We start from the raw sequence: 14,166 nt of genomic DNA, 5'->3' as shown, positions 1-14,166 counted from the left end.
TCCCCCCCCGTTCTTGATTGTGTGCCCCCGGCGCGCCGGTCGCCGCGGGGCCCTCCCCCCCCCTAACCCCCGGCCCCCCCCCGGCCCCGTCCCCCCATTCCCCGCGGCCCCCCCCCCGGCCGGGACGGCGGGCTGATGCGCCGACATGTCGTCCCGCGGTATCGAGGCTAGGAGAGCGAGGGTGTCGTCGGCGTCCGGCAGGGAGCCGGCGGCTGCGTCGACTTCGGGCGTCGTGCGGCGCCTCGACGTAGACCCGGAGCCGACGGCAGGGTCAACCTCCGGTTGACTCGTCAACCCGAGGGGGCCGGGGGGAGGTCACCGACGGCCGGACGCACGCTGTCCCGGCGTCGTCATGCGGGGTAGGGCGTGGCCTCGCGTGCCGTACGCAGCGCGCCCGCCCACCAGGCCAGTTGATCGAAGAGGGTCTTGGCGTACCCGGGGACCTGTGGGTCGAGCGGACGGCCGTCCTGCCACGCCGTGTAGTAGTTCGGAAAGGCCAGACCGTCGCGGATGGTCACCGCGTGCAGTTCGGTCAACACGTTCTCCAGGTGCAGCACCGCGTGCCGGCCGCCCGCCGCGCCCCCGTAGCTGACGAAGGCGACGGGCTTGGCCGTCCACTGGGTGAAGTGCCAGTCGATGGCCGCCTTCAGCGAGGCGGGGTAGCTGTGGTTGTACTCCGGCGTGACCACGATGAACGCGTCGGCGCTCTCCAGCGCCGATGTCAGCGTCGCCATTCCGGCCGGACGGGGGTAGTCGTCGCCGGCGTACTTCGGCGAGGCCGCGGGGAGCGTGAGCGGGATGTCGATCTCGGCCAGATCGACGACGTCCACGTAGAAACCGGCGTGCAGGCGCGCCTGTTCGGCGATCCACGCGGCCACGACCGGGCCGAACCGTCCCTCCCGGACGCTCCCGACGATGATCGCCAGACTGTGCTTGTCGTTGTCCATGCGCACCACGATCGGGCCGCGCCGTGGCCGCAGCCAGACCGTGCTCAGGCTGGCCCCCGCAGGGCCACGCTGAGCACTGCGCTCTCGGCGGACCGCGTCCTATGCTCCTCGTATGGGCACGCCGTTGGGGGATTTCGTCCGGGCCAAGCGCGACAGCATCCAGCCGCAGTCGCTCGGGCTGCCCGATCACGGCCGCCGCCGGTCACCCGGGCTGCGGCGCCTGGACCTCGCCGCGCGGGCCGGCATCAGCGTCGAATACCTGACCCGCATCGAGCAGGGCCGTGACCGCCGCCCCTCGGTGGCGGTGATCCACGCGCTCGCCGACGCTCTCAGCCTCGACCCCTCGGAACGCGACCACCTGCGCTACCTCGCGAAGATCACCGGCGGCGAATGCTCCGCTCACCCCCAGCCCTCACCACCGCGCCGACAGGTGCGACCGTCGGTGCGGGAGACCCTCCGCCTCCTCGAACCGGGCATCGCCATGGTCACCAACCGGCTGGGCGACGTCCTCGCCCACACCGGCGCGTTCGCGTCGGTGACCGGCGCGGCCGGACTGCTCGACGGCGACGCCCCGAACCTCACCCGCTACGTCTTCACCGACGCCCGCGCCCGCACGTTCTTCGCCGACTGGGACGACATCGCCGACGAGCAGGCGTTCGACCTGTGGCTCGCACCGTCCGCCGAGAACTCAGCCTGGCTCACCGCGCAGCTCGCGGCCCTCGCCGGACCCGACTTCACCCGCCGCCGGAACCGCCACGTGGTTCCCCGACGTGGCATGCTCCGGCTCGACCACCCCTCCGCGGGCGCACTCCGGCTGCGCCGCGAGACGCTCGAACTCGCCGCGGACGCACAACAGCTCATCGTCTTCCTTCCCGCGGACGACAAGACGGCCCAGGCCGTCGAGCAACTCCGCGAACGCCCCCACGGCCGACTCCGCGCCATCTCCTGACCGACGCCGAACACAGCCCCTCGGCACGCCGGGGTCCGACCCGGCCGGAGTCCGGCCGGGCGCCGGCCGGGGCCGGGAGGGTCCGGGGCGGGACCGGGGCCGTGCGGCACCGGTGAAAACCCTGTGGAAGTGGTGTCGGTGGGGCCGCTTATGCTGCCCCGGACGATCACGCGGGACCAGGGGAGGGCGCGGCATGTTCGGCAAGCTGTTCGGCAGGGGTGCGGAGAGACCGGTGGCGGATCCGCACGCCCTTCCCGTCCCGCGCAGACAGAAGAACGGGATGTACACGCTGCGCGCGCTCGGGGACGCGCGGGTGCTCGCGCTGGTGCGGGCCGCCGAGGCCGGCGACTGGGAGGCGGTCAAGGCGGCCCTGGCCCCCTTCGATCTGGGCAGCGACCACCAGGTGCTCGGTGAACTGGCCGACGTGGACGGTGTGCAGGACTGGATCGGGCGGGCCGTAGAGGAGGACAAGGAACACCGGGCGACGGCCCTGCTGATATCGGGGGCCCGCCACATCGTCTGGGGCTGGGAGGCCCGCACCGCCGACCGTGCCGTGAACGTCTCGCAGGAACAGTGGCGGGTCTTCCACGAGCGGCTCCGCATCGCCGAGGAGCAGCTGCTCGAAGCCGCCGAACTACGGCCGGACTGGGTCGCGCCGTGGCGCCGGCTCCTCACCTCGGGCCGTGGCATGTCGTTGGGCCCCGCCGTCAACGAGACCCGGCGCGACGCCGCGCTGCGCCGCGACCCGCTCGACCTGGACACCCACGTCGAGTGGGTGTCGCAGTTGCAGCCCCGTTGGAGCGGCAGGCCGGGACAGGCCCTGGCGTTCGCCCAGGACGCGGCCTCCCGCGCCCCGCACGGGCACCGCCTCGGCTGTGTGATCGCCATCGCGTACATCGAGGAGTGGGTGGAGTCGGATCGCGGGGACTACCTCGCGACCTCCGAGATCCAGGCACAGTTGCGGGAAGCGGCCGACCACAGCATCCTGCACCCCGCCTACGCCTGGCGTCCGGGCTGGCAGCAGGACTTCAACATGTTCGCCATGGCACTGTCGTTGTCCGGTGAACGCCACACGGTCCGGCGCGTCTTCCGCACGCTGGACGGCGCCTTCACCGCCTGGCCGTGGAAGTACTTCGAAGAGCCCGAGAAGCAGTTCGCGCGCTACCACCGCCGTGCTGCCTGAGCACCCGCCGGCCCCCGGCGCCGCCTGCCCGCCACCCGTCGCCCCTTCCACCCCGGACTGCCCGATGACTCTGCCCGACACCGCCGTTGACCCGGCCGGCGCCGACCGCACCTTCCAGGTGGATCTGCGCGGCCTCGTCGAACTCCTCTCCCACCACCTCTACTCCAGCCCTCGCGTCTACCTGCGTGAACTGATGCAGAACGCGGTGGACGCGCTGACCGCCCGGCACGGCCTCGAACCGGCCGTACCCGCGGGCGCCTTCGGCATCCGCCTGTACGCCGACGGCTCCGTGGTCCGCGTCGAGGACGACGGCGTCGGCCTCACCGAGGCCGACGTGCACACCTTCCTCGCCACGATCGGCCGCAGCAGCAAGCGCGCCGAGGGCATCGCCGAGCAACGCGGCGACTTCATCGGCCAGTTCGGAATCGGCCTGCTCTCCTGCTTCCTGGTCGCGGACGAGATCCACGTCCTGAGCCGTTCCGCCCGCACCCCCGACGCCCCCGCCGTGGAGTGGCGCGGACGCGGCGACGGCAGTTACACCGTCCGCACCCTGCCCGCCTCCGCCCGCCCCCGGCCCGGCACCACCGTCACGCTGACGCCGCGCGCCGACGCGGCCGAGTGGACCCGCCCGGCACAGGTGCACGCGCTGGCCCGGCACTTCGGCTCCCTGCTGCGCCACCCGCTGACCTTCGACGACGGCACGGGCGGCCCGGGCGCGTCCGTCAACCCCGAGACCGCACCCTGGGCGCGTACGTACCCCACGCCGGGAGCCCGTTCCCGTGCGCTGGCCGCGTACGGCACGGACGTCTTCGGGTTCACGCCGCTGGACACCATCGAGCTGGACCTGCCGGCCGTCGGCCTCAAGGGCATCGCGTGCGTGCTGCCCGAGACGGTGCCGGCCGGACGCCGCCACGGTCACCGCGTGCACGTCAAGGGGATGCTGCTGTCCGAGCAGGCCGAGGAGATCCTGCCCGAGTGGGCCTTCTTCGTCCGCTGCGTCGTCGACGCCGAGAGCCTGCGCCCGACGGCGTCCCGTGAGTCCCTGTACGAGGACGACACGCTCGCCGCCGTCCGCGACGCCCTCGCCGATCGGCTGCGCACGTGGATAGCCCGGGCCGCCGCCAGCGATCCGGACCTGCTCGCCCGCTTCCTCCAGGCCCACCACCTGGCCGTGAAGTCGCTCGCGGTGCACGACGACGAGATCCTGCGGATGCTGCTGCCCTGGCTGCCGTTCGAGACCACCGACGGGCACGCCACCCTCGACGAGTTCGCGCGCACCCACCGCACCGTGCTCGTGACGTCGAGCGTGGAGGAGTTCCGGCAGGTCGCGGCGATCGCCTCGGCCGCCGGGCTCGGCGTCGTCAACGGCGGCTACACCTACGACCGCGAACTGGTCCACCGGCTGCCCGAGATCAGGCCCGAGGCCGTCGTCGCCGACCTCGACCCGGCGACCCTCACCGCCCACCTCGACCCCGTCGACCGGGAGACGGAACTCGCCGCCGCCTCCTACCTCGCCCTGGCCCGCGACGCCCTCGCCGTCTTCGACTGCGACGTCGCACTGCGCACCTTCCAGCCCGCCTCCGCCCCCGCCCTCCTCGTCGACAGCCGCGAGGCCCGGCACGAGCGCACCCGCTCCCAGCTCGCCCGTGAGCAGGAGGGCGGCGTGTGGGGCGACATCCTGGGCGCCCTGCGCCAGGAGGCGCCGCGGGCCCAGCTGATCCTCAACCAGCTCAACCCGCTGGTGCGCACCGCCGTCACCATCGACGAGCCCGAGCTGGCCCGCACCAGCGCCGAAGCCCTCTACGGGCAGGCCGCGATGCTGTCCCGGCGCCCGCTGAGGCCCGCCGAATCGAGCCTCATCAACCGCTCCTTCCTCGACCTGCTCGCCCACGCCCTCCGCAAGGACAGCTGACGATGCCGACCGCACCCGCACCCCAGAACACCGACGAGCTGTTCCAGGCGCTCCAGGAGAACGACCAGCGCCCCTACGGGCGGACCCGCACCGTCACCGCCGAGGAACTCGTCGACGCGGCCGAGCAGTTCGCGGAGCCCGCCCCCCTCGTCCACGCGCTCCTCGAACTCCAGGAGGCGTACACCTACGGCTCCGAACCCCGGAAGTCGCCCGTCGTCTTCGCCCGTCTGCTGACCCTCTTCGACGAGCAGCCCGACATCTTCGACGAGCGCCTGCGCCATCTGCTGTTCTGGCGGTTCAAGTGGGTGGCCCACGCCCTGCGCGCGCTGCCCGAGATACCGCTGGCGAGCCTGCGCCAGTGGCTGACGGAGATGCGCGACCGGTACGAGAAGGCCGGCCTGGACCTCCAGCCCTACTACGGACAGGCGTACTTCCTGGCCGCCCACGTCGGCGAGAACACCACCCTCGCCTACGAGCTGTGGGCGGGCCGCACCCGCACCCGGCTCAGCGACTGCGAGGCCTGCGAGATCTGCGAGCGCGCCCTGTACCACCTCGCGGCGGGCGACGACGAACGGGCGCTGCGCACCTGGGAGCCCGTCCTGGACGGGAAGGAGTCCTGCCAGGAGGAGCCGGCCCGCTCCGTCTCGCACGCGCTGCTGCCCCTGCTGCGCACCGGCCGCACCGACCGGGCCCGCGAACTGCACCTCGCCGGCTACCGCGGCTGCCGCCGCAACCCCTCGATGTCCCAGGAGGTAGGCCGGCACCTGGAGTTCTGCGCGCTCACCGGAAACGAGGCACGCGGCCTGGAACTGCTCGCCGAGAACCGGAGCCTGTTCGACGAGGTCGACTCGCCGCTGGACCAGCTCGGTTTCCTCACCGGCGTGGAGGTCCTCCTCCAGCGCGTCGAGCTCCTCGGCCGCGGCGAGCTGCCCGCCACCGGTTACGCGGGCCGCACCTGGACGGTGGCCGGTCTGCGCGCCGAAGTGCGCGCCCGCGCGGACGGCCTCGCCGCCCGCTTCGACGACCGCAACGGGACCACGGCGCACACCGACCGCCGCAGGGCCCGCCTCGACCGTGCCCCGCTCCTGGACGCACTGGAACTGACCCTGCGCACCCGCAGCCTCGACGACGTGGCCGCGCCCCCGGTCGCCGCGCCCGCCGCCCGTCCGGCCGCCGCCGTCCCCGAATCGCTGCCCGAACTCATCCGCCGGGCAAGGGACTTGGACGAGCAGGCGCACCCGGACGCACAGGCCCGCTGGGCGCGGCTGCGCACCCTCGTCGCCGCCCGTGACTACACCCACCCCGACGACCCGGCCGTGGGCCCGCTCGTACGCCTGCGCGCGGATCTGCTGGCCGACGAGGCGAGCCGGGCGGGCGACAAGGACGAGTTCGCCGAGGCCGCCGCCCTCCACGAGGAGGCCGCGGCCCTGTACGACGACGCCGGGCTGCCGGGACACGCGGCGCTCGCCCGCGCCTGCGCCCTGCTCCCCACCGCCGAGAGCGCCGCGCAGGGCGCCGACGGAGCCGAGGCGAAGGCCGCCGCCCTGACCGCCGCCCACGCGTCCTTGGTCCGCCTGCACGAGGAGACGCCCGGCCTCGCACCGTTCCAGGAGGCCCGCCTGCTGCGGCTGCGGGCGACCGCGCTCGGCCTGCGCCTGCAGACCTCGGGGAGCGACGCGCACGTCGCGCCGGTCCTCGCCGAGGTGGAGCTGCTGCACGCGTTCGCCACCCGGCACGACCTCGGCGGGCAGATCTCCGGCGCCCTGCTGCTGCGGGTCAGCACGCACGCCATCTCCGGCGACCTGCCCGCCGCGGTCACCGAGACCGACGCCCTCCTCGACCGGCTGAAGGCGCACGGCCCCGCGTGGCACCTGCCCCGCACGCTCGGACTGCGCGGCCGGCTCCAACTCCTCCTCCAGGACGCGCAGACCGCGTACACGGACCTGACCGAAGCCCTGCGGGCGGCCGCCGACTGGCCGGCCGGCACGGTCGACGCCGGCCGCCTCCACAACGATCTGGCCGAGGCCTGCTTGCACCTGGGCCGCTCCGACGAGGCCCTGCGGCACCTGACGCGCTCCGCGGAGCTGGAGCTTCGCGGCGGCAGCCGGACGGACGCGTTCCGCGCGTACAGCAACGTGGCCCGGCTCAGCCTCGACCTGGGCCGTGTCGAGGACTGCATCGCGCTGCTCGACTCCCTGCTGGCGGAACCGGACGTCGGCGACGGAGAGGCGGGCGACCGGCTCGTCGCCCAGCTGCGTCTGACCCGCGCCCGCGCGCTGCACGCGGGAGAGGACCTCAAGGCCGCCACGGCGGAGTACGTCGCGCTCGCCGCCGAGTCGGCCGGCTGGGACGACGACCCGGGAAGCCACGTCATGATCGCTGCGGAGACGGCCGTCCTCCTCGGCGAGTCCGGCGAGTTCGGCCGGGCCCGCGAGGCCCTGGACCAGGCACTCCTGGCCCACGCCCAGGCCCCGAGCTACGAGCAGCTCAGCAACTGCCTGCGCGAACTCGCCCGGCTCCGGGCTCAGCAGCAGGGTGCCGACGGCCTGGCCGACGCCCTCGCCTTCCTCGCCGAAGCCGGCCGGATCGCCGAGGAGGCCCGCGCCGCCGAACACGAGGCCCGCGGCCGCTCCCTGGACACCGCTCTCGCCTACGAACACGGACGGGTCAACGCCTACGCAGGCGAGTACGAGGCAGCCCTGGCCGCCCTGGAGAAGGCCCTGGCGCTGCTCGGCGAGCCGGGGCGGGACGACGACCGCGCCGGCGAGTGGGCCGAGTGCGTCCGCCTCGCGGGTGCCGTGGAGGGCATCTACCTGAAACGCCCCGCACCCGCCCTCAGCCGCCTCGACGCGGCGGTCTCCCACCTGACCGCCGCGGGCCACACCGAGGAGACCGAACCGCTGGTCTCCCTGGCGGCCCGGCTGCGCGACGAGGAGTGACGCGGTGGCACGCCCACCGGGCTGCTCGTCGGCAATCGGTGAGGCCGCCGCCGCACCGGACCGAAGCCGCCACGAGATGGCGGCGCCCTGGCCCGCCGGCCCAACGGCTGTCCGGTAACCGATGGTCGCAAAGTTATCGCGTGCGGAAACTGCGTGGCTGCCGAGTTCACGGTGCCGGTATCGTCCGATCTCCCGACCCGCCGTAGCGGCGGCCCACGTTCAGAGAGCGACGCACATGACCAGCCGGCAGGCAACGACGACCTTGTGGCGCCCCACCGGTCCCAGGGAGCTGGATCTGGTCCGGGAACTGAACTGGCGGGCGTGGCCGCCCAGGCTGCCCGAGCAGCCGATCTTCTACCCGGTCCTCGACGAGGACTACGCGATCAGGATCGCGCGGGACTGGAACGTGAAGCACGACGGCGCCGGCTTCGTCACTCGTTTCGAGGTCGAGTCGGAGTTCTTGAGCCGGTATCCCGTCCAGCAGGCGGGCGGGCGGACGATCCTCGAGCTCTGGGTTCCGGCCGAGGAGCTCGACGACTTCAACGCCCGTATCGTCGGCGAGATCCAGGTGGTCCACGAGTTCCACTGAGGCGGGGACGGCTCGCGCCGCCGCGCCGCTGCGGCCGCCCTGGCCCGAGGAGGCTCCTGGCCCGCGGCCGGTGCCGACGTGCGGGCTCCGGACCGGCTGCGCCCGCAGGGCATCTGTACGTGCGGCACGGCGACATCGCCCGGCAACTGCTGCCCCTGGGACCGGAGTTCGGATCGGGCCGGACCTGGTGGCGGCGGCCGGAGCGGTGGCCGCCGCGGCCGTGGCGAGCCATCACCGGGGCCCCGGTCACGCAAACGCCGTGACCGGGGCCCGGGATCAGCTGTCACGGACGATGCCGACCGCCGCTAGTTCCGGTACCGGAAAACGATCCGGCCACGCGTCAGGTCGTACGGCGGGAGCTCCACCAGCACTCGGTCTTCCAGCATGATCCTGATGTAGTTCTTGCGGATCTTCCCGCTGATGTGCGCGAGCACCTGGTGGCCGTTCTCGAGCTCCACCGTGAACATGGCGCTGCGCAAGCACTCGACGACCCTGCCCTCGACTTCGATGACGTTCTTGTTCTTCGTCATCGCACCAGCTCCAGGTTGCTGCTCATCGGCCGGGCGCCGATGCCCTCGAACAGCGCCGAGGCTGCTTGGTTGGACTCGTGGACCTCGGTGCCGGCCGCGGCGAACCCGGAGCGGTGCAGGGTCCCCAGCGCGTGGGCCAGCAGCGCCCGCGCGATGCCGCGGCGCTGCTCGCCGGCCCGCACCGCGACCAGCCCGATGCGCGGCCGTTTCACCGGCACCACCCGGATCAGACCCAGGTAGTGGTCCGGCGCCGCGGCCACCGCGTACTTCGACGGGTCGACGATGGTGTCGCCTGCGGGGCGGGGAATCACCTCCGCGGGCATCGACTGCCACCCGACGGTCGCCTCGACTTCGTCACGGATCGCGCGGTCCACCGCCCGCAGCAGACTCTCGTCCGCCTGACCGGCGGGCACGATCGTCACGCCCGAAGGCGGCAGGACTGCTTCGAGCCCTGTGACCCGCGGGTCGGTCGGCACGACGTACTCCCACTCGCGGCGCCGGACCGTGAAACCGGCCCGCCGCCAGCCGGCGGTCAGCTCGACGTCGGCTTCGTCGACCACCGTGTACAGCGGCGCCGGCAGTTCCGCCAGCATCGCCTCGGCGAGCCGGTCGAAGGCGGCGTCGTGCCAGGCGTCGATGCTGACGAACAAGCGTCCGTCGGGCCGGTGATCGGCATGCCCGCGGCCGACCACAAGGTCGTCATCCAGCGCATGCCACTGCCTGTCCGCGACGCGCGTGATCGTCACCGCGTTGTCGCTCAGGCCAGAGGTGAAAGGCTTCGTGTTCATCGGTGTTTCCTTCCAGGAGTGCCTTGATCTCAGGCGCTCCTGGCGACACCGAACGTCAGCCGCCGGACCGTGACGGATCGAGGGAGCACCCACGGGTAACTGCGTTCACGGGGCTCACCTCCATACGACGATTTCACGGTCCACCACGAAAGTAGCAGCGGGGCGCCGCCTCGCTCAAATCCTTTCCATGACGTGTCACGCGATCACGATCCTGCCAGAGCGGCGGCCAGGGTGAGGGTGGCGGCGAACGCAGTGGCCGCCCGGGCGAGTGCCGTTGGACAGGAGGCGCTGTCGCGGCGGGCGAGGTAGCCGGCTGCGGCTGCGACGAAGATTCCGGCCGGCCAGGGTCACCAGGGCACAGGCGAGGACTACCAGAGCGGAGTGGTCGGACATTCTCGAAGATCCCTTCGGGCCGGCGTGGCTGCCGTCGGGTCACCGACTTTCGGGGATGCGATGTTCATCGCGGTGTGCTGGTCGAAGATGAACATGGTTGAACAACAGGCGATGGCCATAGGTGGGGGCTCCGCGTGGGGACGGACGATGTGCGCGATGCTGCGCGCACTTCCGGCCCTGGGCCGCGGCTTCGGAGTGGAGGCCTCCGGCCTCAGTTCCGTCAACGTCGGCTACCTGGTGGCCATGGCGGCCTTCATCCCGGTCTCCGGCTGGCTGTCGAGCCGCTTCGGCACCCGGCGCACGGCACTGACGGCTCTGCTGCTGTTCACCGTGGCCTCGGGGCTGTGCGCCACCGCCGACTCCCTGGCCGCGCTGACCGGATACCGGGTTCTGCAAGGTGTCGGGGGCGGCCTGCTCGCCCCCGTCGGCATGACGATGATGCTGCGCGCCTTTCCCGTGGCCGAGCGGTTGCGCGCGCAGAAGTACGTCATGCTGCCGACCGCCGTGGCCCCCGCCCTGGGGCCGGTCCTGGGCGGCTGGCTGGTGGACAGCGCCTCCTGGCACTGGGTCTTCCTCGTCAACCTGCCCGTGGGAGTGCTCGCCCTGCTCTTCGGGCTGTGGACCCTGCCCGACTTCCCCGGCGCGGGCGCCCCCCCCGCTTCGACGTCCTCGGCTTCGTCCTGGCCGGCGGCGGGCTGGCGGCGGTCCTGTTCGCGTTGACCAGGGCGCCGGATCGCGGGTGGGAGAGTGGACACGTCCTCGTCCCGCCGCTGTGCGGCACCATGCTGCTCGTGGTGCTGGTGCCGTGGGAGTTGCGTGCCGAGCACCCCATGATCGATCTGCGCATAGTGGAGGATCAGCTCTTCCGCACCACCCAGATGTCCCTGCTGCCCATGGGCGCCGCCTTTCTCGGTGTCCTCTACCTGTACCCGCAGTTCCTCCAGGACGGCCTGGGCTTCGACGCCTTCCGGTCGGGGCTGGCCACCTTCCCCGAGGCGCTGGGCATGCTGGCGGCCTCGCAGGTCGTGTCCCGGCTGCACGACAGGGTGGGCCCGCGCCGACTCATGGTCACGGGCGGTGCCGGTGCCGCCGTGATCGCGGTCTACCTGGCGACAGCGGCGGACGGATCGCCGTCCCTGGCGCTGTATCCGTCCATGTTCCTGCTCGGCTGCTGCGTGGGTCTCCTCTTCGCCAGCGGTCAGAACGCCGCCTTCGTCACCGTGCCCGCCTCCCGCATGTCCGACGCCACGACCGTTCTCAACATGCAGCGGCAACTTGCCGCCGCCTTCGGGGTGGCCCTCGCCGGAACCCTGGTGAGGGCGGGCTCGGGGGCCGGCTACCGCGTGGGTTTCCTCACCATGGCCGCGGTGAGCCTGTGCGCCTGCCTCCTCGCCCTCCGCGTCAGCGACCGCCGTGTGCGGGAGGGGTACGCAAGCCCTGTCTCCTGAGCCTCATGACGACCCCGCCGGGTCGTCTGACCGGGGGCGAGGAGCGGATGGCTGCTCTACGTGAAGGAGTGGGGCCGGACGCGGGTCTTTCCCAGGTCAGCGCACCCTTCCCCGTGGTTTCAGCGGTGTGGGCGGCAGCGCCGGTGCGCGCAGCGGTGCTCCGTCGTAGCCCTTCACCTCGCCGAAGCGGGCGCCCTGCGTCCAGTCCTCGCGGGCCTGGGCGATCTCCTCCTGGGACCGGCCGACGAAGTTCCACCACATGACGAGTTCCTCCTCGAACGGCTCGCCGCCGAGGAGCATCAGGCCCGCGTCGGACTCGGCCCGCAGGGGCAGTTCCGTGCGGCCGCAGCCGAGGTAGAGCATCGAGCCCGGGAGCAGGGGCACCCCGTCCACGTGCGCCTCGCCGGACATCGACAGCACGCCGTACTCGAAGTCGGGGAGCAGCGGCAGCCGGACGTCGGCACCCCGGGCGAGTGCCAGGTCGGCGCCGACGAGGGGGGTGTACGTCGTGCCGGGGGAGGCGGAGCCGTCGAGGGCGCCGAGGAGCACGGTGGCGGTGAGGCCGGGGGCCGTGACCGTGGGCAGGTCGGCGTGGTGCTCGAAGCGGGGGTCGGTGTGCCGGTGGGCGTCCGGCAGCGCCACCCACAGCTGGGCTCCGTGCAGATACCGGGCGTGCGACCGCGGGCTCTCCTCGGAGTGGCTGATCGCCCGCCCCGAGGTCATCAGCCCGAGTTCCCCGGGCCGGATGGTCTGGAGGCTGCCGGTCGAGTCGCGGTGCAGCACCTCGCCCTCGTGCAGCCAGCTGACGGTCTGCAGACCCATGTGCGGATGCGGCGGGACCTGCATGCCGGGCTCGTCGGCGATGTCGTCGGGGCCGTAGTGGTCGACGAACGCCCAGGCGCCGATCATGCGCCGGCCGAGGTTCGGCAGCAGCCGGCGCACCTCGGTCGACCCGCCGAGCTTCACCTGCCGGGGGCTCAGCAGTTCGCGGACGGGTTCGGCGACGACGAATCCACGGCCGCCGCACACACTCGGTACGGGCGCGCGGTCAAGGTTGCTCATGCGGTCAACCTAGCGGTCGGGCGCGGCGGTGCGCAGAAGGAACGGCGCCGGGTTCGGCCTGCCCTCCGGCGGGGGGTTCAGTCGGCCAGGGCCGCGGCGAGTTCCGTGGTGGCCCGCACTATCTCGGTGTCCCGCTCGGCGAGCAGTTGACGCAGGACGTCGCGCTGGGCGTGGACGGCGTGCCGGGCCGCGCGTTCCCATGCCACGTAGTTGTCGGGGTGGTGCAGCAGCTTGGGATACGCGACGGCGGTGGTCTCCCACTGCCGGGTGTCGGCGATGCTCTTCAGCAGGCGCAGGATCTCCGCGCGGCAGGTGACCTGGGGGAGTCGGACGAGTTCCCAGAGGAAGGGCACCGTGGCCGCCGTCGCCTCATCCACGACGAAGCCGAACTGGCAGATCCGGCGGCGCAGTTGGCCGAGTGCGGAGCCGGCGCTGTCGGCGTCGCCGCGGGCGAGCGTGGTGAGCAGGAAGGGGATGCCCGCCGCGGAGCCGGTGGAGTCCTTGATCTCGGGCCACGGCACGTGTCCCAGGTCCTTGAGCGATGCGGGCTTCTTCGTAGCAGTCATGTCAGCCGGATGTCGGGGTCGGGTCGGGAGCGGGTCGGCAGCATCGCCCAGACGGTCTTGCCCACGGGGGAGCGCCGGGTCCAGCCCCAGTGTTCGGAGAGGGCCTCGATGATGTCCAGTCCGCGGCCGTGTTCCAGGAGGACGTCCGCCGTGCGCGAGTGGACGGGCAGGCTGTCGCTCGGGTCGGTGACCGCACACACCAGGTGCGCGCGGCGCAGGGTGAGCCGGAGCCGTACGTGGAACTCGTCCGTCGAGGTGTGCGGGAGCGCGTGCAGGACGGCGTTGGAGGCCAGTTCCGTGACGACGGTGACCGCGTCGTCGGTGCACTGCGCCAGGGACCAGCAGTCCAGGGTGCGCTGGGTGAACTCCCGTGCCCGGGCGAATCCCTCGCGGCTGCCCGACAGGTACAGGGCGGCGGTTCTGGGGGAGTCGCGGACGAGGACGGACTCGTGGCTCCGGATCTGCGCAGGTGATGACACGGGGCATCTCCCTGAGGCGGCGTCAGGACGGGGGGTTGGAAGTGCGGTTGACGGCATGGCTATTATCCACGCTGACGAGGTCCTCGTGCAATTTCACGAGAAATTGCGCGTACGAGCGAGGAGAGTTCAATGTCGTCGGTGTCGAACGGAGTGCGGGCGAGCTCGCTGGGCGTCCGCTGGATCAAGAGCAGTCACAGCAACGCCGAGGGCAACTGTGTGGAGGTCGCGGCCCTGGACGGGGGAGGCGTCGCACTGCGCAACTCCCGCGACCCCGACGGTCCGGCGCTGGTGTACACACCGGCCGAGGTGGCCGCGTTCGTGGCCGGGGCGAAGGGCGGGGAGTTCGACCACCTGGTCTGAGTCGGCTGCATGGAGGCTCAA

14 protein-coding genes are annotated in these 14,166 nt (G+C 72.5%); 8 read left to right on the top strand and 6 right to left on the bottom strand.

Annotated elements, in window-relative coordinates:
• Positions 1 to 350: 350 nt before the first annotated feature.
• Entirely contained in the window at positions 351 to 947 is a 597-nt protein-coding gene (locus ACFWBD_RS01120) for an NADPH-dependent FMN reductase (protein ID WP_385660838.1), read from the bottom strand.
• Positions 948 to 1,059: 112 nt separating this feature from the next.
• Between ACFWBD_RS01120 and ACFWBD_RS01115 the strand changes: the two genes are divergently transcribed.
• The 5 genes from ACFWBD_RS01115 to ACFWBD_RS01095 all read left to right on the top strand — a co-directional run bounded on the left by ACFWBD_RS01115 (position 1,060) and on the right by ACFWBD_RS01095 (position 8,519).
• A complete protein-coding gene (locus ACFWBD_RS01115) occupies positions 1,060 to 1,896 on the top strand; it encodes a helix-turn-helix domain-containing protein (protein WP_385660837.1) in 837 nt (278 codons plus the stop codon).
• Positions 1,897 to 2,089: 193 nt separating this feature from the next.
• Positions 2,090 to 3,079 (top strand): hypothetical protein, encoded by a 990-nt coding sequence (locus tag ACFWBD_RS01110; protein ID WP_385660834.1) that lies wholly within the window; start codon positions 2,090 to 2,092, stop codon positions 3,077 to 3,079.
• 64 nt (positions 3,080 to 3,143) lie between these two features.
• Complete coding sequence (locus ACFWBD_RS01105; RefSeq protein WP_385660831.1) at positions 3,144 to 4,991, top strand: HSP90 family protein; 1,848 nt, start codon at positions 3,144 to 3,146, stop codon at positions 4,989 to 4,991.
• A 2-nt stretch (positions 4,992 to 4,993) separates the two neighbouring features.
• Positions 4,994 to 7,930 (top strand): hypothetical protein, encoded by a 2,937-nt coding sequence (locus ACFWBD_RS01100; RefSeq protein WP_385660828.1) that lies wholly within the window; start codon positions 4,994 to 4,996, stop codon positions 7,928 to 7,930.
• 235 nt (positions 7,931 to 8,165) lie between these two features.
• Positions 8,166 to 8,519 (top strand): hypothetical protein, encoded by a 354-nt coding sequence (locus ACFWBD_RS01095; protein WP_385660826.1) that lies wholly within the window; start codon positions 8,166 to 8,168, stop codon positions 8,517 to 8,519.
• Between the two features lie 305 nt (positions 8,520 to 8,824).
• Here ACFWBD_RS01095 and infA read toward each other — a convergent pair whose 3' ends face one another.
• The gene (gene infA / locus ACFWBD_RS01090; protein ID WP_355702137.1) at positions 8,825 to 9,049 is read right to left on the bottom strand and encodes a translation initiation factor IF-1; all 225 of its coding nucleotides are present in this window, start codon (positions 9,047 to 9,049) and stop codon (positions 8,825 to 8,827) included.
• A complete protein-coding gene (locus tag ACFWBD_RS01085; RefSeq protein ID WP_385660822.1) occupies positions 9,046 to 9,837 on the bottom strand; it encodes a GNAT family N-acetyltransferase in 792 nt (263 codons plus the stop codon). Before ACFWBD_RS01085 ends, infA begins: the two co-directional genes overlap by 4 nt.
• Positions 9,838 to 10,386: 549 nt before the next feature.
• Here ACFWBD_RS01085 and ACFWBD_RS01080 point away from each other — a divergent pair.
• The gene (locus ACFWBD_RS01080; RefSeq protein ID WP_385660819.1) at positions 10,387 to 10,950 is read left to right on the top strand and encodes an MFS transporter; all 564 of its coding nucleotides are present in this window, start codon (positions 10,387 to 10,389) and stop codon (positions 10,948 to 10,950) included.
• Positions 10,848 to 11,678 carry an MFS transporter gene (locus ACFWBD_RS01075; protein ID WP_385660816.1) on the top strand — a complete coding sequence of 277 codons (831 nt, stop codon included), beginning with the start codon at positions 10,848 to 10,850 and terminating at the stop codon, positions 11,676 to 11,678. The genes ACFWBD_RS01080 and ACFWBD_RS01075 overlap by 103 nt, the downstream gene beginning before the upstream one ends.
• A 96-nt stretch (positions 11,679 to 11,774) precedes the next feature.
• Here ACFWBD_RS01075 and ACFWBD_RS01070 read toward each other — a convergent pair whose 3' ends face one another.
• The 3 genes from ACFWBD_RS01070 to ACFWBD_RS01060 form a co-directional block, all read right to left on the bottom strand.
• Positions 11,775 to 12,740: a pirin family protein gene (locus ACFWBD_RS01070; protein WP_385660814.1), complete on the bottom strand. Its 966-nt coding sequence runs from the start codon at positions 12,738 to 12,740 to the stop codon at positions 11,775 to 11,777.
• Positions 12,741 to 12,817: 77 nt separating this feature from the next.
• A complete protein-coding gene (locus ACFWBD_RS01065) occupies positions 12,818 to 13,306 on the bottom strand; it encodes a hypothetical protein (protein ID WP_385660811.1) in 489 nt (162 codons plus the stop codon).
• Positions 13,303 to 13,785 carry an ATP-binding protein gene (locus ACFWBD_RS01060; RefSeq protein ID WP_385660808.1) on the bottom strand — a complete coding sequence of 161 codons (483 nt, stop codon included), beginning with the start codon at positions 13,783 to 13,785 and terminating at the stop codon, positions 13,303 to 13,305. Before ACFWBD_RS01060 ends, ACFWBD_RS01065 begins: the two co-directional genes overlap by 4 nt.
• Before the next feature lie 129 nt (positions 13,786 to 13,914).
• Between ACFWBD_RS01060 and ACFWBD_RS01055 the strand changes: the two genes are divergently transcribed.
• Complete coding sequence (locus ACFWBD_RS01055) at positions 13,915 to 14,145, top strand: DUF397 domain-containing protein (protein ID WP_307166638.1); 231 nt, start codon at positions 13,915 to 13,917, stop codon at positions 14,143 to 14,145.
• Positions 14,146 to 14,166 lie beyond the last annotated feature (21 nt).

It is taken from the genome of Streptomyces sp. NPDC060002, assembly GCF_042737245.1.
Lineage (GTDB): Bacteria > Actinomycetota > Actinomycetes > Streptomycetales > Streptomycetaceae > Streptomyces.
Note: the sequence above shows the minus strand (reverse complement) of the source record. Positions and strands in the feature narration are given on the sequence as shown.